22 protein-coding genes, 2 tRNA genes and 2 pseudogenes are annotated in these 26,994 nt (G+C 69.4%); 18 read left to right on the top strand and 8 right to left on the bottom strand.

Features of this window, described 5'->3' with window-relative positions; all coding sequences use genetic code 11:
- Window positions 1-3 precede the first annotated feature (3 nt).
- Window positions 4-393, bottom strand: coding sequence for a tripartite tricarboxylate transporter permease (locus tag STRVI_RS37175; protein ID WP_043237142.1), 390 nt, complete (start codon window positions 391-393; stop codon window positions 4-6).
- Window positions 394-443: 50 nt separating this feature from the next.
- On the opposite strand from STRVI_RS37175, the gene STRVI_RS37170 reads away from it, so the two are divergent.
- Complete coding sequence (locus STRVI_RS37170; protein WP_251982816.1) at window positions 444-689, top strand: hypothetical protein; 246 nt, start codon at window positions 444-446, stop codon at window positions 687-689.
- 198 nt (window positions 690-887) lie between these two features.
- Here STRVI_RS37170 and STRVI_RS37165 read toward each other — a convergent pair whose 3' ends face one another.
- Window positions 888-2,360 (bottom strand): amino acid permease, encoded by a 1,473-nt coding sequence (locus STRVI_RS37165; RefSeq protein ID WP_014060712.1) that lies wholly within the window; start codon window positions 2,358-2,360, stop codon window positions 888-890.
- A gap of 181 nt (window positions 2,361-2,541) precedes the next feature.
- Between STRVI_RS37165 and STRVI_RS37160 the strand changes: the two genes are divergently transcribed.
- Both STRVI_RS37160 and STRVI_RS37155 read left to right on the top strand, forming a co-directional pair.
- The gene (locus STRVI_RS37160; protein ID WP_014060711.1) at window positions 2,542-3,030 is read left to right on the top strand and encodes a ribose-5-phosphate isomerase; all 489 of its coding nucleotides are present in this window, start codon (window positions 2,542-2,544) and stop codon (window positions 3,028-3,030) included.
- Window positions 3,030-3,839, top strand: coding sequence for an Fpg/Nei family DNA glycosylase (locus tag STRVI_RS37155; protein WP_014060710.1), 810 nt, complete (start codon window positions 3,030-3,032; stop codon window positions 3,837-3,839). Before STRVI_RS37160 ends, STRVI_RS37155 begins: the two co-directional genes overlap by 1 nt.
- Before the next feature lie 135 nt (window positions 3,840-3,974).
- Here STRVI_RS37155 and STRVI_RS37150 read toward each other — a convergent pair whose 3' ends face one another.
- Window positions 3,975-5,207, bottom strand: coding sequence for a GNAT family N-acetyltransferase (locus STRVI_RS37150; protein WP_014060709.1), 1,233 nt, complete (start codon window positions 5,205-5,207; stop codon window positions 3,975-3,977).
- Between the two features lie 128 nt (window positions 5,208-5,335).
- Between STRVI_RS37150 and STRVI_RS37145 the strand changes: the two genes are divergently transcribed.
- From STRVI_RS37145 to STRVI_RS37135, 3 genes and pseudogenes are all read left to right on the top strand, one after another.
- Window positions 5,336-6,478, top strand: coding sequence for a PP2C family protein-serine/threonine phosphatase (locus STRVI_RS37145; RefSeq protein WP_014060708.1), 1,143 nt, complete (start codon window positions 5,336-5,338; stop codon window positions 6,476-6,478).
- 159 nt (window positions 6,479-6,637) lie between these two features.
- Window positions 6,638-7,437 (top strand): annotated as a pseudogene (locus STRVI_RS37140) (ABC transporter ATP-binding protein); the annotation flags it as partial.
- A pseudogene (locus STRVI_RS37135) lies at window positions 7,424-8,554 on the top strand (ABC transporter permease); the annotation flags it as partial. The pseudogenes STRVI_RS37140 and STRVI_RS37135, both read left to right, overlap by 14 nt.
- Window positions 8,555-8,613: 59 nt before the next feature.
- Here the strand turns inward: STRVI_RS37135 and STRVI_RS37130 are convergent.
- Window positions 8,614-9,795, bottom strand: coding sequence for an acyltransferase family protein (locus tag STRVI_RS37130; RefSeq protein WP_014060707.1), 1,182 nt, complete (start codon window positions 9,793-9,795; stop codon window positions 8,614-8,616).
- A gap of 614 nt (window positions 9,796-10,409) precedes the next feature.
- On the opposite strand from STRVI_RS37130, the gene STRVI_RS37125 reads away from it, so the two are divergent.
- Window positions 10,410-10,604, top strand: coding sequence for a hypothetical protein (locus STRVI_RS37125; RefSeq protein ID WP_014060706.1), 195 nt, complete (start codon window positions 10,410-10,412; stop codon window positions 10,602-10,604).
- 123 nt (window positions 10,605-10,727) lie between these two features.
- Here the strand turns inward: STRVI_RS37125 and STRVI_RS37120 are convergent.
- Window positions 10,728-10,801, bottom strand: a tRNA-Gly gene (locus STRVI_RS37120).
- 178 nt (window positions 10,802-10,979) lie between these two features.
- On the opposite strand from STRVI_RS37120, the gene STRVI_RS37115 reads away from it, so the two are divergent.
- The 5 genes from STRVI_RS37115 to clpX all read left to right on the top strand — a co-directional run bounded on the left by STRVI_RS37115 (window position 10,980) and on the right by clpX (window position 15,737).
- Window positions 10,980-11,056 (top strand) — tRNA-Pro (locus STRVI_RS37115).
- 156 nt (window positions 11,057-11,212) lie between these two features.
- Window positions 11,213-12,655, top strand: coding sequence for a trigger factor (tig, locus tag STRVI_RS37110; protein ID WP_014060705.1), 1,443 nt, complete (start codon window positions 11,213-11,215; stop codon window positions 12,653-12,655).
- A 279-nt stretch (window positions 12,656-12,934) separates the two neighbouring features.
- On the top strand, window positions 12,935-13,549 hold the full coding sequence (locus STRVI_RS37105; protein WP_014060704.1) for an ATP-dependent Clp protease proteolytic subunit: 615 nt from the start codon (window positions 12,935-12,937) through the stop codon (window positions 13,547-13,549).
- A 62-nt stretch (window positions 13,550-13,611) separates the two neighbouring features.
- Entirely contained in the window at window positions 13,612-14,268 is a 657-nt protein-coding gene (locus STRVI_RS37100; protein ID WP_014060703.1) for an ATP-dependent Clp protease proteolytic subunit, read from the top strand.
- Window positions 14,269-14,450: 182 nt separating this feature from the next.
- Entirely contained in the window at window positions 14,451-15,737 is a 1,287-nt protein-coding gene (clpX, locus tag STRVI_RS37095; protein ID WP_014060702.1) for an ATP-dependent Clp protease ATP-binding subunit ClpX, read from the top strand.
- Window positions 15,738-15,842: 105 nt separating this feature from the next.
- On the opposite strand, the gene STRVI_RS37090 is transcribed toward clpX, so the two are convergent.
- The 3 genes from STRVI_RS37090 to STRVI_RS37080 form a co-directional block, all read right to left on the bottom strand.
- Window positions 15,843-16,685 carry a hypothetical protein gene (locus STRVI_RS37090; protein ID WP_014060701.1) on the bottom strand — a complete coding sequence of 281 codons (843 nt, stop codon included), beginning with the start codon at window positions 16,683-16,685 and terminating at the stop codon, window positions 15,843-15,845.
- Window positions 16,686-16,746: 61 nt separating this feature from the next.
- Window positions 16,747-17,745, bottom strand: a complete 999-nt coding sequence (locus STRVI_RS37085) for a hypothetical protein (RefSeq protein ID WP_014060700.1) — start codon at window positions 17,743-17,745, stop codon at window positions 16,747-16,749.
- Window positions 17,746-17,798: 53 nt separating this feature from the next.
- Window positions 17,799-18,734, bottom strand: a complete 936-nt coding sequence (locus STRVI_RS37080; protein WP_014060699.1) for a hypothetical protein — start codon at window positions 18,732-18,734, stop codon at window positions 17,799-17,801.
- 117 nt (window positions 18,735-18,851) lie between these two features.
- Here STRVI_RS37080 and STRVI_RS37075 point away from each other — a divergent pair, with 117 nt between their 5' ends.
- The 6 genes from STRVI_RS37075 (at window position 18,852) to STRVI_RS37050 (ending at window position 26,940) form a co-directional block, all read left to right on the top strand.
- The gene (locus tag STRVI_RS37075; protein ID WP_014060698.1) at window positions 18,852-21,485 is read left to right on the top strand and encodes a valine--tRNA ligase; all 2,634 of its coding nucleotides are present in this window, start codon (window positions 18,852-18,854) and stop codon (window positions 21,483-21,485) included.
- A 224-nt stretch (window positions 21,486-21,709) separates the two neighbouring features.
- Entirely contained in the window at window positions 21,710-23,170 is a 1,461-nt protein-coding gene (locus STRVI_RS37070; protein WP_014060697.1) for a peptidoglycan D,D-transpeptidase FtsI family protein, read from the top strand.
- A 79-nt stretch (window positions 23,171-23,249) separates the two neighbouring features.
- Entirely contained in the window at window positions 23,250-24,755 is a 1,506-nt protein-coding gene (folC, locus tag STRVI_RS37065; protein ID WP_014060696.1) for a bifunctional tetrahydrofolate synthase/dihydrofolate synthase, read from the top strand.
- A 1-nt stretch (window position 24,756) separates the two neighbouring features.
- Window positions 24,757-25,110, top strand: coding sequence for a DUF4233 domain-containing protein (locus tag STRVI_RS37060; RefSeq protein ID WP_014060695.1), 354 nt, complete (start codon window positions 24,757-24,759; stop codon window positions 25,108-25,110).
- Window positions 25,111-25,185: 75 nt separating this feature from the next.
- A complete protein-coding gene (ndk, locus tag STRVI_RS37055; RefSeq protein WP_014060694.1) occupies window positions 25,186-25,599 on the top strand; it encodes a nucleoside-diphosphate kinase in 414 nt (137 codons plus the stop codon).
- Between the two features lie 321 nt (window positions 25,600-25,920).
- A complete protein-coding gene (locus STRVI_RS37050; protein ID WP_014060693.1) occupies window positions 25,921-26,940 on the top strand; it encodes a rod shape-determining protein in 1,020 nt (339 codons plus the stop codon).
- Window positions 26,941-26,994: the final 54 nt, after the last annotated feature.

Here is a 26,994-nt window from a genome sequence, read left to right as displayed (position 1 = left end):
TGATCAGCCCGCCGTCTCCGGCGCCCGTCCCCGCGTCCGGCGGATCGCCCGTGCGGCCATCGGCCCGACCAGCGCGATCAGCGACAGGCACAGGATCGCCGCGGAGAGCGGGCGGGTGAAGAAGATCGTCCAGTCGCCCTCGCTGAAGGCCGGCGCGCGCCGGAACTGGGTCTCCGCCATCGGGCCCAGTACGGCGCCCAGGATCAGCGGGGCGACGGGATAGCCGGTGCGGCGCATGCCGAAGCCCAGGACGCCGAAGAGCACCGCGATGCCGAGGTCGACCGCGCTCTGCGACAGCGCGTACACCCCGAGGGCCGCGAAGACGAGGATGCCCGCGGTGAGCAGCGGGCGCGGCAGCCGGAGGAGCTTCACCCACAGCGGGATCAGCGGCACGCTTCGGGGTGCCGCTGCGGCTGGATGAGATCCGTAAGGTGCCCGTGCACATGGCGGTCGGGGCGGAGGACACCGAGACCTGGAAGATCAACAACCCCGGTGACTCCAACTGGATGGACGGCGCCGACGCCGTCGGCCGCACCCGCGTGGAGCGCATCACCGCGCTGCGGGACAACTACACCGCGCTGGGCATCGACGTCACCCTCGACATCGTGCCCGGCGTCGGGCACCGGGGCACGGGGGTGCTGGACGCGGTCCGGGCCTTCGCGGAGCGGGTCCTTCCGCGCGTCGTCTGAGCCCGGCACAGCTCCCGTACGCAGCCCACCGGACCCGGCCCCCGTACGCAGTCCCCCCGAGACAGCCCCCGGAGGCAGCCCACCGGACCCGGCCCCCGTACGCAGCCCTTGGACCCGGCCCCGGACACGGCTGTGCCCCCAGGCGGCGGCCGGTACACCGCCGCCCAGGGGCACAGGGGAATTCAGCAGAGCGCGCCTCTACGGGGCCGCCGTCTCCTTGGCGGAGGCGTCGGAGGAGGCGGCCGGGTCGATAGCGCGACCGGCCACGAGGCGGTCCCGGACCAGGGCGAAGGCCACCACGAGCGCGGCCACCAGCGCGGAGAGGAGCACCTGCTCGCGCCCGTCCTTGTCGGTGAGCATATAGACCAGGACGAACGAGATCATCGCGATCGTCGCCCAGGTCAGATACGGGAACAGCCACATCCGGACGATCAGCTTCTCGGGGTTCTCGCGCAGGATGATCCCGCGCATCCGCAACTGGCTGAAGCAGATCACCAGCCAGACGAAGAGCGCGACCGCACCCGAGGAGTTCAGCAGGAAGGTGAAGACCGTGTCCGGCCACTGGTAGTTGAACCAGACCGCGACGAAGCCGAAGACGACCGAGCCGAGGATCGCGGCCGCCGGCACGCCACGGGCGTTGGTGCGGGCGAAGGCGGCCGGGGCGTCGCCGCGCTGGCCGAGCGAGAAGGCCATGCGGGAGGCGGTGTACAGGCCGGAGTTCAGACACGAGAGCACGGCGGTCAGCACGATCACGTTCATGATGTCGCCGGCGTGCGGAATGCCGATCGAGTCCAGCGCCGCGACATAGCTGCCGTCGTCGGCGATCGCCTTGGAGTCCCAGGGCAGCAGCGTGACCACGACGAAGATCGAGCCCAGGTAGAAGACCGCGATACGCCAGATCACGCTGTTGGTGGCCTTGGTGACCGCCCGCTGCGGGTTCTCGGACTCACCGGCCGCGAGGGTGACGATCTCGCTGCCCATGAAGGAGAAGACCACGAGCAGCACACCGGTGAGGATGGCGCCCGGCCCGTTCGGCAGGAAGCCGCCGTGATCGGAGAGGTGGGCCAGGCCCGCGCCCTCGTTGTCCGAATGCGGCAGCACTCCGAAGACCGCGAGCCCGCCGACCACGATGAACGCGGCGATCGCCACGACCTTGATCCCGGCGAACCAGAACTCGAACTCACCGTAGGAGCCGACCGAGACCAGGTTGGTCGCGGTGAGCACCACCATGACGATCAGCGCCCAGCCCCACTGCGGGACCGCCGGCCACCAGCCCTCCAGGATCTTGGCGCCGGCGGTGGCCTCGACCGCCAGCACCACGACCCAGAAGAACCAGTACAGCCAGCCGATGGAGAAACCGGCCCAGCGGCCGAGCGCCCGGTCGGCGTAGGCGGAGAAGGAGCCGGAGGTGGGATTGGCGGCGGACATCTCGCCGAGCATCCGCATGACGAAGACGACCATGAGGCCGACCAGCGCATACGAGACAAGAATGCCGGGACCGGCCTTCGCGATACCCGCGCTGGAGCCGACGAACAGGCCGGCGCCGATCACCCCGCCGATCGCGATCATCGACAGATGGCGGTTCTTGAGCCCCGCCTTGAGGCCGTCGGGCGAGCCCGGATCGCCGGCAGCCTGCTGCTGCTCCGGCGTGGTCGCAGGTTGTGCGCTCATGTGCTGGATTCCTTTGCTCTCGCGTTACGAGCGACGCCAGTGAATCTCAGGAGGTCCGCCAGTTGAACCTTTGATTCCAGATTGTTACTTGAGGTTTTCATGAGGTTCCTTGGCACTACAGAGTTTTATGCGACGCCTACCCGGGGCCGCGGGGGCCACACGGCCATGACACACTCGGAATATGCGCGTGTACCTCGGCTCGGATCATGCCGGTTTCGAATTCAAGAACCACCTCGTGGAGTGGCTCAACGCGGCCGGCCATGAGCCCGTCGACTGCGGCCCGCACGTCTACGACTCGCAGGACGACTACCCGCCGTTCTGCCTGCGCGCCGCGGAGCGGACCGCCGCCGACCCCGAGAGCCTCGGCATCGTCATCGGCGGATCCGGCAATGGTGAGCAGATCGCGGCGAACAAGGTCAAGGGGGTGCGCGCGGCACTTGCCTGGAGCGAGCAGACCGCGGCCCTCGGCCGTGAGCACAACAACGCCAATGTGATCAGCGTCGGCGCCCGGATGCACACGCAGGACGAGGCGACCAAGTTCGTCGAGATCTTCCTGAACACCCCGTACTCGGGCGAGGAGCGGCACACCCGCCGCATCGAGATGCTCAGCGCCTACGAGACCACCGGCGAGCTGCCGCCCATCCCGGCCCATCATCCGCAAGGCGACTGATGCCCGAAGGGCACACGATCCACCGGCTGGCCGCCGACCACCTCGAGACCTTCGGCGGCCGGCCCGTCCGGGCCACCAGCCCACAGGGGAAGTTCGCCGACGGCGCCGGGCTGATCGACGGCCAGCCGCTGCATCACGCCGAGGCCCACGGCAAGCACTTGTTCCTGGACTTCGCGGCCACCGGCTGGGTCCACGTCCACCTCGGGCTCTTCGGTACGTACGCCTTCGGCCCGGCCCCCGCCCCGCCCGCCACCGACACCGTCCGGCTGCGGCTGGCGAACCCCGAGGGCTACGCGGATCTGCGCGGCCCGACCGCCTGTGCGCTGATCACCGACGGGGAGAAGCAGGCGATCCACGACCGGCTGGGCCCCGATCCGCTGCGCCCGGCGGACGACGGCGAGCGGGCCTGGACCCGGATCTCCCGCAGCCGGGTCAGCGTGGCCGCGCTGCTCATGGACCAGAAGGTGATCTCCGGCGTCGGGAACGTCTACCGTGCCGAGGTGCTCTTCCGGCACGGTATCGACCCCTACCGGCCCGGCCGGGCGCTGACCCGCGCCGAATGGGACGCGATCTGGGCCGACCTGGTGGCGCTGATGCGCGAGGGGGTGCGGAACAACCGGATCGACACGGTCCGCCCCGAGCACACCCCCGAGGCGATGGGCCGCCCGCCGCGCGTGGACGACCACGGCGGCGAGGTCTATGTCTACCGGCGCGCCGGACAGCCCTGCCATGTCTGCGGTGGCGAGATCCGTACCGCCGATCTCGCCGCCCGCAACCTCTTCTGGTGCCCTGACTGCCAGCGGCCCTGAGGCGGCGACCGTAAGGCAGCGACCGTAAGGCGGCGACCGTAAGGCGGCGACCGTAAGGCAGCGGCCATGAGGCAGCGCCCTTGAAACGGCCGCGGGCCGCTCACCCTCAGGGCCGCATCCGCCGCCCCGAAGCCGTCAGAAGCCGTGGGGCAACCATGGGGCGACCGGGGAGGCGAAGGCCGTCGCGGCCTCCGTAAGGGCGCCCTGACGGATCTCCCGGACGCGTCCCGCACCCGCCAGCGCGGTCAGCGAAACCCCGCCGAGATACGCCGCCCCCAGCTCCCGTACGCCCAGCCGGAGGTCGGGAGCGTCCTGTGTCCGCTCGCAGGAGGCGCCCTTGGCGTCGCCGCTCAGCCGCCAGCGCCCCTCGTTCCACGGGCAGAAGGGGTCCGTGACCTCCAGGACGGCGTCCACCGGGGTCGCGTACGTCCGCCTCTCGAGCGCGGTCCCCACGTCCACCAGGCGGACGTACAGCGAGTCGCGCAGCCTTACGGCGCACCGCCGGATGTCCGAGACCAGGTGCTGCCACGGATCGTCGACCGGGCGGGAGCCGGTCCGGATCACCGAGGTCAGGTCGAGTTCGAAGAGCAGGCGCCACAGGGCCGCGTAGGACGCCGGGTCCAGGGCCTCCAGATCGCGCAGGATGACCGTGCCCTTCGGCCCGGCCAGATCCCAGTCGGGCTTGACCGCGAAGCGTGCGTAGCCGCTGACCTCGCCGCCCGACTCGGCCAGCACACAGCGCAGCGGGGAGGCGCCTTCACGCTCGCCGGGCGGGTCCAGCAGCGGCAGCCGCTCCCAGCCGGGGCGCCGCTCCAGCATGCCCGGGCGGGCGGACACCCGCCGGGCGTAGACGGCCTCGCACGCCTCGACGGCCGACTCCGGGGGCACCACGCGCAGCCGCACGTCGTCGGTGCCCTCGGGGACGGTCAGTCGCACCTGGGTGGTGTCGATCTCGGCGCAGGCGTTCTGGGTGGCGGCGCCGTACCCGAACCGTCCGTAGATGTCCGGTTCCGATGCGGTCAGAACGGCCAGCGGCTCATCGCCCGCCGCACGTATGTCGTCCAACTGCCGCCGCATCATGCTCCGCAGCGTGCCGCGCCGCCGGTGCGTGGCCTGCACGCTCACCATCGTGACACCGGCCGCGGGGACGATCGCCCCGCCGGGAACCGACAGCCGGAAGCTGAACAGCCCCGCCGTGCCGACGATGTCGGCGCCGTCCCACACGCCGATCGAGCGCTCGCATTCGGTCAACTCCCTCCAGAGCGCGGATTCCTCCGGCGCTTCGGGAACTCCTCCGAATGCGAGTACCAGTTTTCCGTACCAATCATCCCAAATCGATGGGTCGAGCACACGCAGCTCAGTCCTCATATTCCCATCCCTAGCAACCGTTTCCCGTACACGCGAACGAATTTCGCTTACTATTGCCCCCCTGGCTGGGTGGTTCAACGCGCCACGAATCGACGCGCGTCCGAACGGGTGGGTAGGGTCCCGATGCAATGACTGGCGGCGTGGACACTCCGTGGGCCCGGATGCGCAGAGCTCTGCACCGGGCTCGCACAGGCATGCGCAAAGCCGGAGTGGACTATTTCCGCGGCGAGGGCTCCGACCGGCTCGCCCTGACGGCGCTGCTCCTCGGCATCCCCGCCATCGCCGGAGGCACCATCGCCCAGCCCGACTGGTGCTCCCCGTCCGCCCTCGTCCTGCCCATCGTCGCGGGCGGGCTGCTGCTGCGCCCCGCCAGCCTGCTCGCCCTCTACGCGGCGGCCGCCACGGCCCTGATCGTGGAGTCCGCCGTGCTCGGCCCGTACACCGAGGAGGACGCCTCGTCCCGGGTCACCCCCGGCACCATCCTGGTCGTCGCCGCCGTCGGCTTCTTCGGCCTGCTGATCGCCCAGTTCCGCAGCCGCGTCGGGGTGCCCTGGCGGCGCGGCGGCACCATGCTCTTCGACCTGCGCGAGCGCATCCGCGTCCAGAGCAAGCTGCCCGGTCTGCCGCGCGGCTGGCACCGCGAGATGGCGCTGCGCCCGGCCGGCGGACAGTCCTTCTCCGGTGACTTCGTCGTGGCCGCCCGCACCGGCGGCGGCCGCACCCTCGAGGTCGTCCTCACCGACGTCTCCGGCAAGGGCATGGACGCCGCCTCGCGCGCCCTGCTGCTCTCCGGCGCCTTCGGCGGCCTCCTCGGCTCCCTGCCCCCGCACGGCTTCCTCCCGGCCGCCAACGGCTATCTCCTGCGCCAGGACTGGGACGAGGGCTTCGCCACCTCCATCCATCTCGTCCTCGACCTCGACAGCGGCGACTTCGAGCTCTTCTCCGCCGGACATCTGCCCGCGCTCCAGTTGAGCGCGGGCACCGGCAAGTGGGAGGAGAAGTCCGCCGACGGCCCCCTGCTGGGTGTTTACGACGGCGCCCAGTTCGACTCCACCAAGGGCACCCTCCGCCCCGGCGACGTCCTGATGCTCTTCACCGACGGCCTCGTCGAGACCGCCGACCGGGACATCAGCGAAGGCATCGACCGCCTTACGGGCGAGGCGGACCGCTACGTGGGCTCCGGCTTCCACGGCGCGGCCTGGCACCTGATCGAGACGGTCGCGAAGGACGTCAACGACGACCGGGCCCTGCTGCTGATCTGCCGTCAGTAGCCGCGCCTTTCCCGCCCGACTGCCCGGTGGCGCCTGCCCGCGAGGTCCCGGCGGGGGTTAACCCCACCCCGGATACGCCGGTCGCCGTCATGGCTGCCAAGGGGCCGCGATCCGTACGTTCGAGGGGAATCGGGCGAACTCCTCGGAAGGGTCACCACCATGCGGCTGCGCAAGCGGCGAGAGACGGCGGCACCGGCGCCGCACCACGACGCCCATGCCATCGAACTCCACGGCATCCAGCGCCGCTACGGCCGTGGCCGCACCGCCGTCCACGCCCTGCGCGGCATCGACCTCGCCCTTCCGCGCGGCAGCTTCACCGCCGTCATGGGCCCCTCGGGCTGCGGCAAGTCGACGTTCCTGCAGTGCGCCGCCGGGCTCGACCGGCCGACCGCCGGGTCCGTGCGGCTCGGTGGCACCGAAATCACCGGAATGAGTGAGAACAAGCTCACCGCGCTGCGCCGCGCCCGCCTCGGGTTCGTCTTCCAGTCCTTCAACCTCCTCCCCTCCCTGACCGTCGAGCAGAACGTGCTGCTCCCGATGCGGCTCGCGGGCGCCCGCCCCGACCGCCACCGGGCCCGTGAGGTGCTCGCCCAGGTCGGGCTGGGGGAGCAGACCAGGCGGCCGGCCCGGTGAGCTCTCCGGCGGCCAGCAGCAGGGGGCACCTCCCGGCCGAAGGCTGGGGGAGGGTGGCCATCGCCCGCGCCCTGGTCACCCACCCCGATGTCGTCTTCGCCGACGAGCCGACCGGCGCCCTGGACACCAACACCGCCGCCGAGGTGCTCACCCTCCTGCGGCAGGCCGTGGACGCGATGGGCGCGACCGTCGTGATGGTCACGCACGACCCGGTCGCCGCGAGCTACGCCGACCGCGTGCTCTTCCTCGCCGACGGCGCGATCGCCGACCGGCTCCTCCGCGCCCCGGCCCACGAGATCGCCGAGCGGATGGCTGATCGGTCTGCCGCTGCGCGCGGGACCGGCGTCGGCCCATCTGGCCTCGGCCAACAGCCGGGCCAACGCCCGCCGCCTGGCCTCGGCGATCACCCCGATCGTGCTGGCCATGGCCTTCGCCTCGACCCTCGTGTTCATGCACACCAGCGAGGACCACGCGGGCGACCGCCAGCGGCGGGCGGGCATCGTCGCCGACCAGGTGATCTCCGCCCCGGACGGGCTCCCCTCCGGTACCGCGGCCCGCGCCGGCTCCGTACGGGGCGTGGCCGCGTCAGTGGGCCTGTTGCGCGCGGGGGTGCTGGTCCCGGTCGGCTCGGGCGACGGCCGCTGGCTGCGGACCGCGTCGACGCAGGGCGTCTCGGGGAGCGGCCGCGATCTGGCGGCCGTACAGGACCTGGACGTCCGTAAGGGGCGCCTGGACGCCCTGGGGCCGGGCCGGGTGGCCGTCGACGCGCTCCTGGCGAAGGCGGCTCACGTCCGGGTAGGCCATCGGCTCGCCCTCCACCTCCCGGACGGCACGAGGATCTCGCCCACCGTGGTCGCGATCTACGGGCGCGGACTGGGGATCGCCGAGCTCACCCTGCCCCGTACGGCGCTGGCCGGCCATGTGACGTCGTCGTTCGACAGCGATGTGCTGGTGCGGGACGCCGATGGGGCCGACCGTAAGGCCGTCGCGGCGGCGCTGGGCCCGCTCGGCGAGCAGGTCACCGACCGGGACGGCTACGCGGCGGCCCAGGACGAGGACCGGAAGCTGAACGCCTGGGCCAACACCGTCATGGCGGCCGTCCTCGGCGGCTTCGCCGCCGTCGCCGCCGTCAACACCCTGGTGATGACGGTGCTGGACCGCCGCCGCGAACTGGGCACCCTGCGGCTGATCGGCACCACCCGGCGGCAGGTGCTCGGGATGGTGCGCTGGGAGGCGCTGCTGGTGGCCACGGCGGGCATCGCCCTGGGCACGGCGATCGCGATGGCCACGCTGGCGCCGATGATGCGCGGCCTGACCGGCGAGGACCCGTATGTGCCGCCCCTCACCTACGCGGGCTTCGCGGGCGCCGCCGTGGCGCTGGGCCTCGCGGCGACGGCGCTCCCGGCCCGTGCGGCGCTGCGCCGCACGACGCCGAAGCCGTGAAAGGGCCGGCCCGTGGTGGGGTCCGCGGTCCAGCCCTTCGCGTCGTGCCCGGCGGCGCGCTAGGCGGCCGTCGTCGTGCGGCTGCGGGCCTGTTCGGCGGGGTCCTTACGGAAGGCCCAGGCCATCTTCGGTTCCATGGCGAAGCGGAAGGCGCGCTGGACGGGAGGCGTGCACAGCACGGTGACCACGGAGGCGGCGATGACCGTGACCGCGATCTCCCCCAGCGGCTTGTGCAGCCACTCGTTGTCGAACCAGCCCCAGAAGCGGGAGCCCTTGGCGAGGAAGCCGTGCAGCAGGTAGCCGTACAGCGTCCCGGCGCCCAGCACCGTGAACCACATGTGCCGCCGCGGCACCCAGGCGAAGAAGCAACTCACCAGCACGACCGAGCAGCCGAAGAGGGCGAGTGTCATCACCGGGCCGGTCCACGGCGGCGCGCCCAGTTCCTGGACGCTCTCGCGGTGGTAGAACCACACCGAGGTCATCCGCGGCGCCGCCCAGTAGGCGAAGACGAGGGCACACGCGAAGATCGGCACCGACGCGATCCGCACCGAGCGGTGGCGGACCATCTGGAAGTGCTCGGGCTTCATGCACAGGCCGAGGACGAAGAACGGCAGGAACTGCAGCAGGCGCTGCATGTCCAGGTCGTCGCCGATGTCGGGCGAGACCGCCGCGAGGGTGGCGACCGCGAGCGAGAGCGGGATCGGCCAGCGCACCAGCTTCCAGAGCGGAGTGGACAGCCGCCATACGAACAGCGCGATCAGGAACCAGGTGAGGTACCAGGGGTCGAGCAGGCTGAAGTCGTACGTCGGGTCGTCGTCCGCCCAGCGCTTGAACAGCGTGTACGCGATCTCGAAGATCACGTAGGGCACCGCTACGCCGGTGATCAGGCGCTTGAGCCGGTCCGGCCGCATGTCGAAGCTGCGCGAGAAATAGCCGGAGATCACGATGAAGGCCGGCATGTGGAAGGTGTACACGACCATGTACAGCGCTTCCGCGGTGCGGCTGGAGTCGGTCAGCGGCTCCCAGGAGTGGGCCATCGCGACCAGCACGATCGCGAGGTACTTCGCGTTGTCGAAGAACGCGTCCCGCTGTTTGGGCTTCTGCCCGGCGGGGACGCTGGGGGCGGGCGGGGTGGACGCCTGCTGCCCTGGTTCTTCGGCCCGCGGCGTAGGGGGAGTGGGCGCCGCCTCCTGGGGTAGGGGGGTCCGCTGATAACTGTGCGGGCGCAGGGAGTTGGTCACAGGCCCTCCCACCAGGAACTGGGGGAGACCACCCGGGACCTCACTGCGCGTGGGGGAGTCATGGCAGCGTGAAACATCTAAGGCACGATAGCGCTCAAACCTGTATTGCGTAAAACCTCGTTCTGTTTGCTTTCCGTTCATGGTCTTCGCTCGCGACTGATAGCCGGCCCGGGGAAGTCGGTGGGGAGTCGACAAAGCGATGCGGTCATTCGATATCTCGGCTCAGACCGTCCGTTCTGACCACTTTCATCCTACTTAATTGGGGCATATGCCCCGCAGGCGGCTCTGGCGGAATGTCTGATTCATTGATGTTTTGTCACCCTGTCGAGTGATCGCCGGACGAATTCCGAATTCCCGCCCGAGATCATCCGGGGCGGTCGGAATAAACCAGTCGGGCGCCCCGCCGAGTTGTGGGCAGCATCACCCGCGCCCCTTTGAATGAGTAGTTTCCGGACGGGTACCGAAGGGGTGGGTGGCGTGTGCACAGGTGACCGTATATCGCTCCATCCCGCTGCTGAGCGGGGGGAGTTGATGGCACGATGGTGACTGCGGGGGTGTGCGGGGTCGCGTGCTTCCGGGGCCTGTGAGACGTGTGCGACTGAGGGTGGGATGTTGTGGCCATTTCCCTGTCATTGGTGCTGCTGGTGGGCATCATCCTGGTGATAATGATCCGGAATGGCCGGGTCAAGTGGGGCCCTGCCCTCGTCGCGATCCTCTTCGGGTTCCTGCTCGCCTCGTCCAACGTCGCGCCGGACATCCAGAAGTTCCTCGACTCGGCCGCCCAGGCGATTGCCGACGTCAACCCCTGACGCCGGCCCTGGCTCAACCCTTGAGGCATCCGCGCCCCGCGTCACGGGGGCGCGGATGCCTGGGTGTGTATGCATACGCAAACGGCCCGGCTCCGGGGGTTCCCCGGGCCGGGCCGAAAGCAGTGGAGCGGGCGACGGGAATCGAACCCGCGTAGCCAGTTTGGAAGACTGGGGCTCTACCATTGAGCTACGCCCGCACACGCCGCGTACGCGGATGCACGGTCACCCGGACACCCCCGCCCAGGCATGATCACCCGGATCGCGGCACGAGATGCATCGTAGCGGTTCTCCACCGTTCCCCGCACACCCTTGCCCACCAGTCGAATAACCGGCAGCCGGGGGGTCCGCGGGCATGTACCCTACGTGTCGCACCGACGGGGTGTGGCGCAGCTTGGTAGCGCGTCCGCTTTGGGAGCGGAAGGTCGTCGGTTCGAATCCGGCCACCCCGACCATCCACAGGCGTCAAGATCGCGTTGTGGGGCCCGACATGCTTGCGGTTACTATGCAAGCTGCGTGTCTGTGTCTTTTTTAACCGGACGCGAATCCGCTGCGACGCGACAGCGCACCGCAGCTGAACACCACACGTCAGCCCCCAAGGAGACCCAACCGTGAAGAGCGCCGTGGAGAACCTGAACCCGACCCGGGTTCGGCTCACTGTCGAGGTGCCCTTCGAGGAGCTCAAGCCCAGCCTCGACGCGGCGTACAAGAAGATCAACCAGCAGGTCACGGTGCCTGGGTTCCGTAAGGGCAAGATCCCGGCCCGCATCATCGACCAGCGGTTCGGTCGTGGCGCCGTCCTGGAAGAGGCCGTCAACGAGGCGCTCCCGAAGTTCTACACCGACGCGGTGAACGAGGGCGAGCTGAACCCGCTCGGCCAGCCCGAGGTGGACATCACCGAGCTCAAGGACAACGAGCTCCTGACCTTCACCGCCGAGGTCGACATCCGCCCGACGATCGAGATCCCGGACTACTCCGGTATCGAGGTCACCGTCGACGCCGTCGAGGTCTCGGACGAGGACCTCGACAAGTCCGTCGAGCAGCTCCGCGAGCGGTTCGCCACCACCAGCCCGGTGGAGCGCGCCGCCGCCGAGGGCGACATCGTCGTGATCGACCTCGAGGCCAAGGTCGAGGGCGAGGTCCTGGAGGACGGTGTCGCCACCGGCGTCACCTACACCATCGGCTCGGGCGAGCTGCTGGACGGCATCGACGAGGCCGTGACCGGCCTGGAGGCGGGTGGCGAGGCCACCTTCGCCTCCGAGCTCAAGGGCGGCTCCGCCCAGGGCAAGGAGGCCGAGGTCTCGGTCAAGGTGTCCGAGGTCAAGGCCCGTGAGCTGCCCGAGCTCGACGACGACTTCGCCCAGCTGGCCAGCGAGTTCGACACCCTCGAGGAGCTGCGCGCGGACAGCCGTAAGCGCCTGGAGCGGTCGAAGAAGTTCGAGCAGGCCACCCAGGCCCAGGAGAAGGTGCTGGACGCCCTGCTGGAGCTGGTCGAGGTGCCGATCCCCGAGAAGCTCCTCGAGGAAGAGATCAACACCCGTAAGCACAACCTCGAGCACCACCAGCTCGGGCAGATGGGCCTGAACCTCGAGTCGTACCTGCAGATGCAGGACAAGACCGCCGAGGAGTTCGACGCCGAGCTCAAGGAGCAGGCCGAGAAGGGCATCCGGACCCAGTTCGTCCTCGACGAGCTGGTCAACAAGGAGCAGCTCTCCGTCGGCCAGGAGGAGCTCACCGAGCACCTCATGCGCCGTGCGCAGTCCTCCGGCATGAGCCCGGACCAGTTCGCCCAGGCCGTCGTCGAGGGCGGCCAGGTGCCGATGCTCGTCGGCGAGGTCGCCCGCGGCAAGGCGCTGGCCGTCGTGGTCGAGGCCGCCAAGGTCGTCGACGACAAGGGCGAGACCGTCGACCTGGACGACGAGGAGGACGAGACCGGCGAGACGGTCGAGGCCACCTCCGAGGCCGTCGAGGCGCCCGCCGGGGCCGAGGCCGCGACCGAGGCCGCCGAGGAGCCCGCGGAGTCCCAGGAGAAGCAGGACAAGGCCGAGAGCTGATCCCGGTCCGCTCCACAGCCCGTACGAACGGGCCCGAACGTCTGCACGCGTCCGGGCCCGTTCGTGTTCCGCGATGCCGGTCCGGTTCCGGAACATGCGCTCAGAGCGAACAGTTCCTGATGCGGGATGGCGCCCGCCGACCAGCGCGTTAGGGTCCGTAGATACGAGGGCAGGGGAGTCTCGCAAGCCCGCCGGGGCCGCACCGGCGGCCACACTCCCGCACCCCAGAAGAAGACGCTGAGACGGCCAGTCAGCCGTCAGAGACGAGCAGGTGGATACGTGACGAATACGATGCCTTCCGCCGCCGGCGAGCCGACCGTCGGTGGCCTCGGCGACCAGGTCTACAACCGGCTGCTCGGCGAGCGGATCATCTTCCTCGGCCAGCAGGTCGACGACGACATCGCCAACAAGATCACGGCTCAGCTGCTCCTGCTCGCCGCCGATCCGGACAAGGACATTTACCTCTACATCAACTCTCCGGGCGGCTCGATCTCGGCCGGCATGGCGATTTACGACACCATGCAGTACATCCAGAACGACGTGGTCACCATCGCCATGGGCCTCGCCGCCTCGATGGGGCAGTTCCTGCTGAGCGCGGGCACACCGGGCAAGCGTTTCGCGCTGCCCAATGCCGAGATCCTGATCCACCAGCCCTCCGCGGGCCTGGCCGGTTCCGCCTCGGACATCAAGATCCACGCCGAGCGGCTGCTGCACACCAAGAAGCGCATGGCCGAGCTGACCTCCTTCCACACCGGCCAGACGGTTGAGCAGATCGTCCGTGACTCCGACCGCGACCGCTGGTTCTCCGCCCAGGAGGCCAAGGAGTACGGCCTGGTCGACGACGTCATGACGTCCGCCTCCAGCGTTCCGGGCGGGGGCGGCACCGGGGCCTGAGTCCCGCCGTCCCGCTAGCCGACCTCCAGCCCCCAGATCGCCACAGGATGGTGAAGACCCAGATGAGCAACTTCCCCGGCAGCGGCCTGTACAACGGCCCGATGGCCGAATCCCGCTATGTCGTTCCGCGTTTCGTCGAGCGCACCTCCCAGGGCATCCGCGAGTACGACCCGTACGCGAAGCTCTTCGAGGAGCGCGTGATCTTCCTGGGCGTCCAGATCGACGACGCCTCGGCCAACGACGTCATGGCGCAGCTGCTGTGCCTGGAGTCGATGGACCCGGACCGTGACATTTCGGTCTACATCAACTCTCCCGGCGGCTCGTTCACGGCGCTGACCGCCATTTACGACACGATGGAGTTCGTCAAGCCCGACATCCAGACGGTCTGCATGGGCCAGGCGGCGTCCGCCGCGGCCGTGCTGCTCGCCGCCGGTACGCCGGGCAAGCGGATGGCCCTGCCCAATGCCCGGATCCTGATCCACCAGCCGTACAGTGAGACCGGGCGTGGTCAGGTCTCCGACCTGGAGATCGCGGCCAACGAGATCCTGCGGATGCGCTCGCAGCTCGAGGAGATGCTGGCCAAGCACTCCACCACGCCCATCGAGAAGATCCGCGACGATATCGAGCGGGACAAGATCCTCACGGCCGAGGAGTCCCTGGCGTACGGTCTTGTGGACCAGATCGTTTCCACCCGCAAGACGTCGGTCGGTCTCGGCTGAATCTTCGGTGGCGACACCTCCCTTGGACCGAGTAGGTCCAAGGGGGGCCCGAACCGGGGGCCCGGCAAGGTACCGTCGTAGAGGGCTGGGGGCCCCGGCCCACCGGAAAAGAAGCAGAAAGCGCAGCGCAAGCACCCGGTTCCGCGCAGCAAAGCGGATCCAAGGCGAAGGGGAAGCACCTCGTGGCACGCATCGGTGACGGCGGCGACCTGCTCAAGTGCTCGTTCTGCGGGAAGAGCCAGAAGCAGGTGAAGAAGCTCATCGCGGGCCCGGGTGTGTACATCTGCGATGAATGCATCGATCTCTGCAACGAGATCATCGAGGAGGAGCTCGCCGAGACCTCCGAAGTGCGCTGGGAGGAACTCCCCAAGCCGCGCGAGATCTATGAATTCCTCGAGGGCTATGTGGTCGGCCAGGAGGCCGCCAAGAAGGCCCTCTCGGTCGCCGTCTACAACCACTACAAGCGGGTCCAGGCGGGCGAGAACGGCGGCCACAGCCGGGACGACGGCATCGAGTTGGCGAAGTCCAACATTCTGCTGCTCGGCCCCACCGGCTCCGGCAAGACCCTGCTGGCACAGACCCTCGCCCGGATGCTCAACGTCCCCTTCGCCATCGCCGACGCCACCGCGCTCACCGAGGCGGGCTATGTCGGCGAGGACGTGGAGAACATCCTCCTCAAGCTGATCCAGGCCGCTGACTACGACGTCAAGAAGGCCGAGACGGGCATCATCTACATCGACGAGATCGACAAGGTGGCCCGTAAGAGCGAGAACCCCTCGATCACCCGCGATGTGTCCGGTGAGGGCGTTCAGCAGGCGCTGCTGAAGATCCTGGAAGGGACCACGGCGTCGGTGCCGCCGCAGGGCGGCCGGAAACATCCGCACCAGGAGTTCATCCAGATCGACACCACGAATGTGCTGTTCATCGTGGGCGGCGCCTTCGCCGGTCTGGAGAAGATCATCGAGTCGCGGGCGGGTGCCAAGGGCATCGGGTTCGGCGCCACGATCCGCTCCAAGCGCGAGATCGAGGCGAGCGACCAGTTCCAGGAGGTCATGCCCGAGGACCTGGTGAAGTTCGGGATGATCCCGGAATTCATCGGCCGTCTCCCGGTCATCACCTCCGTCCACAACCTCGACCGCGAGGCGCTGCTGCAGATCCTCGTCGAGCCGCGGAACGCGCTGGTGAAGCAGTACATGCGGCTGTTCGAACTCGACGGTGTGGAGCTGGACTTCGACCATCCGGCCCTGGAGGCCATCGCCGACCAGGCGATCCTGCGCGGCACCGGGGCCCGGGGCCTGCGCGCCATCATCGAGGAAGTGCTGATGTCGGCGATGTACGAGGTGCCGTCCCGCAAGGACGTGGCCCGCGTCGTCATCACCGAGGACGTCGTGCACTCCAATGTGAATCCCACGCTGGTGCCCCGCACCCGCGGCACCGAGCCGGGCGAGCGGCACGAGAAGAGCGCGTAGGCGCCCCGCACGCGTAGTCGCCCCGCAGAGGGCATACGAAGAGGGCCCCGGTCTCCCGGGGCCCTCTTCGTGTCGTACGCGCCCTGTGGGCGTCTTACGGGCGGTTCAGGCGGGCTTGCGGGTGTCCTGGTAGATGCCCGCGGTCACCTTGGCGAAGGACTCCATGTCGGCGTCCGACGCCGAGGTGTTCCCCGCGTTGACGTCGAGCACCATCGCCGCGTCCGTCTCCTCCGCCCAGACACAGGCCGGGGCGTAGATCCGGTCGTAGACCTTGACCACCTCGCACTCCACCGAGGGGCCGTCGGCGCCCTCCGGCTGGAACCGCTTGCGCTTCTCCTCCACCGTGGGGGAGCCGTCGCCGCCCGCGAAGCCCTTGAACATCTCGTCCCGGACCGCCTCGGGGTCCCTGATCTCGCCGTACATCCCGGAGAAGGCGAGCCCCGAGTTGTCGTCGTCCGACCGCTTGTACTGGGCCAGGACCGAGGTGGCGCCCTCGGGCATGCTGCCCTGCACGCTGGTGCCCTCGTTGTCGAGGTCGTCCGTGCCCTTGTCCAGCGTGTACGTGCCATCGTCGAGCGTCTTGGGGGTGACCAGCTTCATCGACTTCGGGCCGTCGTCGCCGCCGGACAGCACCACGGCGCCGGTGACGATCGCGCCCACCACCACGAGCCCGGCCACCGTCACCGCGATGATCTTGGTGCGGTTGCCGCCCCCGCCGGCCGCGGGCGGCGCGGGGTAGGGCGGCTGGCCGTAGGGACCCGCCTGCTGCGGGTAGCCGTAGCCCTGCGGGAGCGGCGCTTGCGGATAGCCGTAACCCTGCGGCTGCGCGTACGGGTTGGGCTCCGCGGGCTGCTGCTGCCCTCCGCTGTACGGATTGGGCTGAGCGCCCCCGTACGGGCTGGGTCCGCCGCCGTAGGGCCCCGGTGGCGGTGGCTGGTTGTGGCTCATGGCTGTGGGGGTCCCCCTCCGGATCGGCTGTGGCGGCCTGTGAACTGGGCGGCGCGCTCGGCTACTTGATCTCCACGCGCGCGTCGTTGCGGACCTTCGCGGTGACCTCACCGGCGTCGTCGAGCGACATGCCGTTGCCGGACAGCGCCGCGGCCGCGTCGGAGACGACCACATAGCCCACCGTGCTGTTGTCCCCCCACATGCAGATCGGGATCGTGAACCCCTTGCTGGGTATGCCGCTGGAGCTGGAGCCCTCGCCCGGGGTGAACTTGGTGTTCTGGCATTTCATCACGGCGTTCTCGAATCCGCTGGGCGACACCGACTCCGGGCTGCCCACGAGCTCGGCCTTCATCCCGCTGCTGGTCGAGGAGTCCTTCTCGGCCTCCTGAGCGATCTTCGCGAAGGCGCCGTCGACGACCGACTCCGGGTCCTTCACCTCGCCCCAGACCCCGTTGAGCTGGAGCTTCTTCACGCTCATGCCCTCGCCGGACTTGTACTCCGCGCTCACGGGCTCGGGGTTGGTGACGCCGAACTTCTCGAAGTCGTCCGCGTCCGAGGAGGTGAGCCCGCCGCCGGAGCCGGAGGACTCCTTGGTGTAGTCGCCGGCCACCGTCTGGGGGGTGGTGAGCTTGTACCGCTTGCCGTCGTCGGCGACCTTACCGCCGCCACCGCCGCCACCGCTGCCGTTGTCGTCCCCGTCCTGGATCACCAGGACGCCGCCGACGATCGCGGCCACCACGACCACCGCGCCGATCGCGAGCCACAGGCCCTTCTTCTTGCCGCCGCCCTGGCCCGGGTCCGGCTGGTACGGGCCCGGCATGCCCGGCTGGCCGTACGGCTGCTGCTGGCCGTACGGGTTCGGGGGCTGTCCGTAGGGGCCCGGCTGGCCCTGCGGCTGCCCGGGGTAGCCGTAACCCTGCTGGGGCGGCTGCGGCGGCTGTCCGTAGGGACCCGGCTGCTGCGGGTAGCCGTAGCCGGGCTGGCCGGCCGCACCACCCTGTCCGTAGGGACCCGGCTGTTGGGGCTGCTGGCCATAGGGGCCCGGCTGGTTGTAGCTCATCTGTATCCCTCGTTGGTGAAACCGCTGTTGTGTCGCTGTTCGCCGGTCGCGGGCTAGCCGCCGATCTCGACGCGCGCGTCCTTGCGTACCTTGGCCGTGAGACCGGCGGCGTCCTCAAGGGACATACCACCGCCGAGAACCGCGGCCGCCGGGTCGGCCATGACTGTGACGCCCAGGGTGTCCTTGTCGCCCCAGACGCACGCGGGGGCCTCCATGGATCCCTGATCCGACGTGAACTTCATGGACTGGCACTTCAGGACGTCCCCGTCGAAGCCGTCCGGGGAGAACGTCTGGGGGCTGCCCTTGGCCTGCGCGGTGCCGTTGTCCTGCAGCGTCTTGACGATGACCGCCAGTGCGAGGTCCGCGCCCCGCGCCGGGTCGGTCACCTCGCCCCAGACGCCGGTGAACTTCAGCATCTCCTTGCCGGAGGTCTGGTAATCGGCCGCCACCAGATGCGGGTCCTTGACGACCGGCACCTGCTGGAGGTCCTTCCTGCCCGCCGCGGACAGATCGCTGTCGTCCGTGCCCGAGCCCTGGCGCTCGTAGTCCGCGGCCACGGTCTTGGGCGTGGTCAGCTTGTACGGGCCGCCGCTGCCGCCGCCGAACAGCATGAACGCCCCCGCCCCCAGTGCCCCCACGACCACCACCGCGCCGACCGCGAGAGCCACCTTGCGGCCCTTACCGCGGCCACCGGCCGCCGGTCCCTGGGGCGGCGGCGCCTGCGGCCCGCCGTAGTAGCCCGGGCCCTGCTGGGGCACGGGGCCCGGCTGGGGAGGCTGGGGCGGCTGCCCGTAAGGGTTCGCGGGCTGAGGATGTCCATAGCCGCCGGTCCCGCCGTAGGGGCCCGGCTGACCGTAGCCGCCCTGCGGCTGCTGGCCGTAGCCCGGTGTCTGCGCATACGGATTGGGCACCGGCGGCCGGCCGGCGCCGTACGCCCCTGGCTGGCCCCCATAGGGGCCGGGCTGCGGCGGCGGCTGCTGATGGCTCATGTGCCTCTCCTTATGCGCATGACAGTTCCAAACATCCTTCCCGACGCCTCAGGGCGCCTTGGCCCTGGGGCCACAACGGGTTCGTAACGGAAGGCCGCGGCCCTTTAGACTGCGGAGGTGACCGAGAACTCTTCGCAGCGCCCCGCGAGCGGGCCGAACAGCCACCCCGAACTGCCGACCCAGTACGCGCCGGCCGATGTAGAGGGGCCGCTGTACGAGCGCTGGGTAGAGCGCGGTTACTTCGAGGCGGACGCGAAGAGCGACAAAGAGCCCTACGCCATCGTCATCCCGCCCCCCAACGTGACCGGCTCGCTCCACCTCGGCCATGCCTTCGAGCACACGATCATCGATGCGCTCACCCGGCGCAAGCGAATGCAGGGCTTTGAGACGCTCTGGCAGCCCGGTATGGACCACGCCGGTATCGCCACGCAGAACGTCGTCGAGCGCGAGCTGGCCAAGGAGGGCGTCTCCCGCCACGACCTGGGCCGCGAGGCGTTCGTCGAGCGCGTCTGGCAGTGGAAGGGCGAGTCCGGCGGCCAGATCTCCGGCCAGATGCGGCGCCTGGGCGACGGCGTCGCCTGGAACCGCGAGCGCTTCACCATGGACGAGGGGCTCTCCAAGGCCGTCCAGACGATCTTCAAGCGGCTCTACGAGGACGAGCTGATCTACCGCGCCGAGCGCATCATCAACTGGTGCCCGCGCTGCCTTACGGCCATCTCGGACATCGAGGTCGAGTACGACGACGATGACGGCGAACTCGTCTCGATCCGGTACGGCGAGGGCGACACCTCCATCATCGTGGCGACCACCCGGGCCGAGACGATGCTGGGCGACACAGCGGTCGCCGTCCACCCCGACGACGAGCGCTACCGCCATCTGGTCGGCACCGAGATCGAACTGCCGCTCACCGGCCGCCGGATCCCGATCGTCGCCGACGAGCATGTCGACCCCGAGTTCGGCACCGGCGCGGTCAAGGTCACCCCGGCCCACGACCCGAACGACTTCGAGATCGGGCAGCGGCACGGCCTGCCGAACCTGACCGTCATGGACGAGCACGCGGTCATCACCGCCCACGGCCCCTTCCAGGGCCTGGACCGGCTGGAGGCGCGCAGCGCCGTCGTCGGCGCGCTGCGCGCCGAGGGCCGGATCGTCGCCGAGAAGCGCCCGTACACCCACTCCGTGGGGCACTGCTCGCGCTGTAAGACGACCATCGAGCCGCGGCTGTCCATGCAGTGGTGGGTCAAGGTCGGCCCGCTGGCCAAGGCCGCGGGCGACGCGGTCCGCGACGGCCGGGTGAAGATCCACCCGGAGGACATGTCGAAGCGCTACTTCGACTGGGTCGACAACCTCCACGACTGGTGCATCTCGCGCCAGCTCTGGTGGGGCCACCGGATCCCGGTCTGGTACGGGCCGAACGGCGAGGTCGTCTGCGTCGGACCGAACGAGGAGCCGCCGAGCGGCGAGGGCTGGCACCAGGACAGCGATGTCCTGGACACCTGGTTCTCGTCCGGCCTGTGGCCGTTCTCCACGCTCGGCTGGCCCGAGCAGACCGAGAGCATGGAGAAGTTCTATCCGAACTCGGTCCTGGTCACCGGCTACGACATCCTCTTCTTCTGGGTCGCCCGGATGATGATGTTCGGCCTGTACGCGATGGACGGCACCCCGCCGTTCCACACCATCGCGCTGCACGGCATGGTGCGTGATCAGTTCGGCAAGAAGATGTCCAAGTCCTTTGGCAACGCGGTCAATCCGCTGGACTGGATGGACACCTATGGATCGGACGCGGTCCGCTTCACCCTGGCCCGGGGCGCCAACCCCGGGGTCGACGTCCCGATCGGCGAGGACTGGGTCCAGGCGTCCCGCAACTTCGCCAACAAGATCTGGAACGCGACGCGCTTCGCGCTGATGAACGGCGCGACGGTCGAGGGCGAACTCCCAGCCCCCGAGCGGCTGTCCGCCACCGACCGCTGGATCCTGTCCCGGCTGAACGAGGTCGTCGCCGAGGTCGACGCGTACTACGAGGACTACCAGTTCGCCAAGCTCTCCGACGTCCTCTACCACTTCGCGTGGGACGAGGTCTTCGACTGGTACGTCGAGCTGTCCAAGACCACCTTCGCCAAGGGCGGTGCGGAGGCCGACGCGGCGCGGCGCGTCCTCGGCGAGGTCCTGGACGTCACGCTGCGGCTGCTGCACCCGGTGGTCCCGTTCGTCACCGAGAAGCTGTGGACCTCGCTGACCGGCCAGGAGTCCGTCGTCATCGCGGAGTGGCCCGGCGACAGCGGCTTCCGGGACGAGGCGGCCGAGCGGGAGATCGAGAACCTCCAGCAGGTGGTCACCGAGGTCCGCAGGTTCCGCGCCGACCAGGGCCTTCAGCCCGGTCAGCGGGTCCCGGCGAAGCTGGAGCTGTCCGGCACCTCGCTCGCCGCCCACGAGGACGCGATGCGCTCCCTGCTGCGCCTCCAGCCGGCCGGTGAGGACTTCACGGCCACCGCCTCGCTGCCGGTCGCGGGCGCGACCGTGGCGCTGGACCTGTCCGGTGCGATCGACGTCGAGGCCGAGCGCAAGCGGCTGGCCAAGGATCTCGCCGCGGCCGAGAAGGACAAGGCGCAGACGACCGCGAAGCTGTCCAACGAGGGCTTCCTGGCCAAGGCCCCCGACCATGTCGTGGAGAAGATCCGCACCCGGCAGGCGACCGCCGAGGCCGATATCGCCCGGATCACCGCCCAGTTGGCGGCCCTCCCCAAGGGCTGACAAGGGCTGAACCAAGAGCTGACCCCAAGCCGGTCGGCACTGATCGCATGAGGCGCCCTCGCCGGATTCCGGCGGGGGCGCTTTGGTGTGTGCGATGTGCCACAGGCGCCCGGAGAAGCCTCACAAACGCCTCACAGGCCCCGCACAGCAAAGCCCCACCGGGAACCAAACACTGCCTTCCGGGAGTTCTCCGGCAGTACGTCCCGGAAGGAGCTCCACCCTCCATGAACCAGCCTCTGCGAAGGGCCTCCATTTTCTCGCTGCTGCTCGTGCTGGCCCTGCTCGCCTGGGCCACCTATGTGCAGTTGGCGAGAGGCGCCAGTCTCCGGGACAACTCGCACAACAGCCGTGTGGCCATCTCCCAGTACGCCGGCCCGCTGGGCGACATCCTGGCCGGCGGCAAGCCGATCACCGGCTCGGCCTCCACCGACGGCGCCCTGAAGTACAAGCGCACCTACACCGACGGCAAGCTCTGGGCCCCGGTCATCGGCTACGCCTCCCAGTCCTACGGCAGCACTCAGCTCGAGGCCCTGGACCGGCAGGTCCTCGACGGCTCCGACAGCCGGCTGAAGAACCCGCTCGAGGCGGTGACGCGGGAGCGGTCCAAGCCCGGCGACGTGATCACCACGATCAATCCGGCCGTGCAGAAGGCCGCCTACGAGGGCCTGGGCAACAAGACCGGCGCGGCCGTGGCGCTCGACCCCACGACCGGCGCCGTCCTGGGCCTGGCCAGCACGCCCTCGTACGACCCCGGCAGCTTCGCGGGCTCCTCCACCAAGGACCAGAAGGCGTGGCTCGCGCTGCAGAAGGACAAGAAGCAGCCGATGCTGAACCGCGCGCTGCGCCAGACGTACCCGCCGGGCTCGACCTTCAAGGTCCTGGTCGCCGCCGCGGCGCTGGAGAACGGGCTGTACTCCTCGGTGGACGAGCCGACCAAGAGCCCGGATCCGTACCGGCTGCCGGGCACGGTCACCGATATGCGCAACGAGAACCGGTCGGCGCCCTGTAAGAACGCGACGATACGCACCGCCCTGGAGTACTCGTGCAACACGGTCTTCGCGAAGATGGCCGTGGACCTGGGCCAGTCCAAGGTGTCGGCGCAGGCCGAGAAGCTGGGCTTCGACGACTCCAAGCTGGACATCCCGGTGCGCGCCGCGAAGAGTCTCTACCCGAGCGGGATGAACGACTCGCAGACGGCCCTGAGCGGAATGGGCCAGTTCGATGTGACGGCCACTCCGCTGCAGATGGCGATGGTCTCCTCGGCCATCGCGAACGACGGCAAGCTGATGACCCCGTACGAGGTCGACCGCAGCACGGACGGCACTGCCTCCGCCCTGGACCGTAACCAGGCCAAGACCTACGGCGAGGCGATGTCCAAGCACACCGCGTCCGAGCTGCAGTCCGCGATGCGGACGGTCGTGGACGAGGGCACCGGGACCAACGCGAAGATCCCCGGGGTGACGGTGGGCGGCAAGACCGGCACCGCCCAGCACGGTGAGAACAACAGCGCCAATCCCTACGCGTGGTTCATCAGCTACGCGGACGCCGGCGGCGGCCACAAGGTCGCGGTCGCGGTGGCGGTCGAGGACAGCGACGCGGCCCGCGCCGACATTTCTGGTGGCGGTCTCGCGGGGCCGATCGCCAAGTCGATGATGAAGGCTGCTCTCGCCGATAGCGGGTCGTGACCCCCTCGGTGATACCGGGTCGTGACCGCGGGGATGGCGCTGGCCCGGCTTGTCACCCCTGCCTCGTAGACTGGTCGGCGTGAGCGAGGAGCGTCCCCAGAACGAGTCCGACGAGTTCGAAGAGATCGTCGAAGCCGAGACCGACCGTGACCCCGATCTGGCGGTGATCGAGGCCGGTAGCCGGACACTGCGTGCGCAGTCCGGGCCACCGCAGGGGGACGGCATTCCGTCCCGCCCGGCCGACCCCGAGGTGGACCGCGCCCTGCGCGAGGTGGAGGGCGAGCTGGCCAAGCGCTGGCCGGAGACCAAGCTGGACCCGTCGCTGGTGCGCATCGAGTCGCTGATGGACATCCTCGGCTCGCCGCAGCGGTCCTATCCCTCGATCCACATCACCGGCACGAACGGCAAGACCAGCACCGCCCGCATGGTCGAGTCGCTGCTGGGCGCCTTCGAGCTGCGCACCGGCCGCTACACCAGCCCCCATGTCCAGTCGATCACCGAGCGGATCAGCCTGGACGGGGCGCCGATCTCCGCCGAGCGGTTCATCGAGACGTACCAGGACATCCAGCCGTACATCGAGATGGTCGACGCCCAGCAGGAGCACCGGCTGTCCTTCTTCGAGGTGCTCACCGGGATGGCGTACGCGGCCTTCGCGGACGCGCCCGTGGACATCGCGGTGGTCGAGGTCGGCATGGGCGGCTCCTGGGACGCCACCAATGTGGTCGACGCGGGCGTCGCGGTGATCATGCCGATCTCGCTGGACCACACCGACCGGCTCGGCACCACTCCTGAGCAGATCGCCACGGAGAAGGCCGGCATAGTCAAGCAGGACGCCACCGTGGTGCTCGCGCAGCAGCCGGTGGAGGCCGCCTCCGTGGTGCTCAAGCGCGCGGTCGAGGTGGACGCCACGGTCGCCCGCGAGGGCATGGAGTTCGGTGTGCTCTCCCGGGAGGTGGCGGTCGGCGGTCAGCTGCTGACCCTGCGCGGCCTCGGCGGAGAGTACCCCGATGTCTTCCTCCCGCTGCACGGCGCCCACCAGGCGCACAACGCGGCGATGGCACTGGCGGCCGTGGAGGCGTTCTTCGGCGTCGGCTCCCAGCACGCCCGCACGCTCGACATCGACGCGATCCGTTCCGCCTTCGCCTCGGTGACCTCGCCGGGCCGGATGGAGGTCGTGCGCCGCAGCCCCACCGTGGTGCTGGACGCCGCGCACAACCCCGCGGGCGCCCGTGCGGCGGCCGAGGCGGTCACCGAGTCCTTCGACTTCAGCCGGCTGATCGGCGTGGTCGGGGCGAGCGCCGACAAGGATGTGCGCGGTGTGCTGGAAGCCTTCGAGCCGATCTTCGCCGAGGTCGTGGTGACCCGCAATTCCAGCCATCGCTCGATGGACCCGGACGAGCTGGCCGCGATCGCCGTCGAGGTCTTCGGCTCCGACCGGGTCCAGGTAGAGCCCCGGCTGGACGACGCCCTGGAGGAAGCCATCACCCTGGCGGAGGAAGAGGGCGAATACGCCGGAGCGGGTGTGCTGGTGACCGGGTCGGTGATCACGGTCGGCGAGGCCCGGCTGCTTCTGGGAAGGGGCTGATATGCGGACACTGTGCGCTTCCACCCTCATCGGTGAGTTCTTTGTGATCGGCTTCGCCGGGCTGGTCGCGATGAAGACGTCCGGGCTGTCGACGGGCACCGTCTGGACGGTCAGCGGGATCGCCATGGTTCTGTGTGTGCTGCTGTGCGGGATGCTGAGCCGTCCGGGCGCGGTGCAGATCGGCTGGGCCCTGCAGATCGGCCTGGTGCTGAGCGGTTTCGTGGTGACCACCATGTTCGTCCTCGGGGTGGTCTTCGCCGCGCTGTGGTGGGCCTCGGTCCACTTCGGCCGTAAGGTCGACGAGGCGAAGGCGCGGTTCGCCGCGGCCTCGGCCGCCTCGCCTGACACTGCGTGACGTGGCCCTCGTTCACCCATGTAGCCTCTGCCTCACAGCGCCACCAGCACGCCATTTCCCAAAGGAGCCCGCACCGTGAGCCAGCGCACGCTCGTCCTTCTCAAGCCCGACGCCGTCCGACGCGGTCTGGTGGGCGAGATTCTGGGGCGGATCGAGAAGAAGGCGGGCTGGACGATCAGCGCCCTCGAGCTGCGTCGGCTGGACCGTGAGGTCCTGGAGCAGCACTACGCCGAGCATGTCGGCAAGCCCTTCTACGAGCCCCTGATGGAGTTCATGGCCTCCGCTCCGTCCGTGGCGCTGGTCGTCGAGGGCGAGCGGGTCATCGAGGGCGTCCGGGCGCTGGCCGGGCCGACCGACCCGATCGCCGCGGCGCCCGGGTCCATCCGTGGCGATTTCGGCACCATCGTTCGGGAAAATCTGATCCATGCCTCGGACTCCGAGGAGTCCGCCGAACGGGAAATCAAGATTTTCTTTCCCGGGCTCGCCTGATCCCGATCCGATCGGTACTGATCGGCCATCAGTTTGATCATCAGCTTGCCACACCCCTGCTGACCTGGGGGCGGCCGAATTACCCGGCCGCCCTTCGGCATATGCGAGCCGATCGGGGGAACGCATCTCCGCGACACGACGTCACCATTAGAGGAGGCGGGGTCGTGTTCTGCTGACAATGGCGGAGGACCCCCGCAGCGTGTTCGAGCGGGCGTGACTACGATGAAGCCTCAGCGCCTCGCAGCGCACACCCATCCTGCCGACCTCTAGCAAGCAATCGCTCCAGCAGGGAAGGCCTGACGTATCCTCATGGGGAACAACATGTCGTTCATCGGCCGTGACATGGCTGTCGACCTCGGGACCGCCAACACGCTGGTGTACGTCAGGGGCCGCGGGATCGTCCTCAACGAGCCATCCGTCGTCGCCATCAACACCAACACTGGCGGAATTCTCGCCGTGGGCGCCGAGGCGAAGAAGATGATCGGCCGCACCCCTGGCAACATCGTCGCTGTGCGTCCGCTCAAGGACGGCGTTATCGCCGACTTCGAGATCACCGAGCGGATGTTGCGGTACTTCATCCTGAAAATTCATAAGCGCCGCTATCTCGCCCGGCCCCGAGTGGTCGTCTGTGTGCCTTCCGGTATCACCGGAGTTGAGCGCCGTGCCGTAATCGAGGCGTCCACCCAGGCGGGCGCCCGCCAGGTGCATATCATCGAGGAGCCCATGGCCGCGGCCATCGGTTCCGGCCTTCCCGTCCACGAGGCCACCGGCAACATGGTCGTGGACATCGGCGGCGGCACCACCGAGGTCGCCGTCATCTCGCTGGGCGGCATCGTCACCGCGCAGTCCATCCGGGTGGCGGGCGATGAGCTGGACAACGCGATCATCCAGCACATCAAGAAGGAGTACAGCCTGCTGCTCGGCGAGCGCACCGCCGAGAACATCAAGATCACCATCGGCTCCGCGGCCGAGAGCGACGAAGAGGAACACACCGAGATCCGCGGCCGTGACCTCGTCAGCGGCCTCCCCAAGACCGTCGTGATCTCCGCCGCCGAGGTCCGCAAGGCCATGGAGGAGCCGGTCAACTCGATCGTCGACGCCGTCAAGACCACCCTCGACAAGTGCCCCCCGGAGCTCTCCGGCGACGTCATGGACCGCGGCATCGTGCTCACCGGCGGCGGTGCGCTGCTGCGCGGCCTGGATGAGCGGCTGCGCCAGGAGACCGGGATGCCGATCCATATCGCCGAGGACCCGCTGGACTCCGTCGCGCTCGGGTCCGGCAAGTGCGTGGAGGAGTTCGAGGCGCTCCAGCAGGTGCTGGACGCCCAGCCCCGCAGATGACAATCCGGCGAACCGGCCGTGTGGGTGGTTGGCTGCCCGTGCGGCGGAACGCTG

The organism is Streptomyces violaceusniger Tu 4113 (genome assembly GCF_000147815.2).
Taxonomy (GTDB): Bacteria; Actinomycetota; Actinomycetes; order Streptomycetales; family Streptomycetaceae; genus Streptomyces; species Streptomyces violaceusniger_A.
This window is presented reverse-complemented; position numbering and strand designations above follow the sequence as displayed.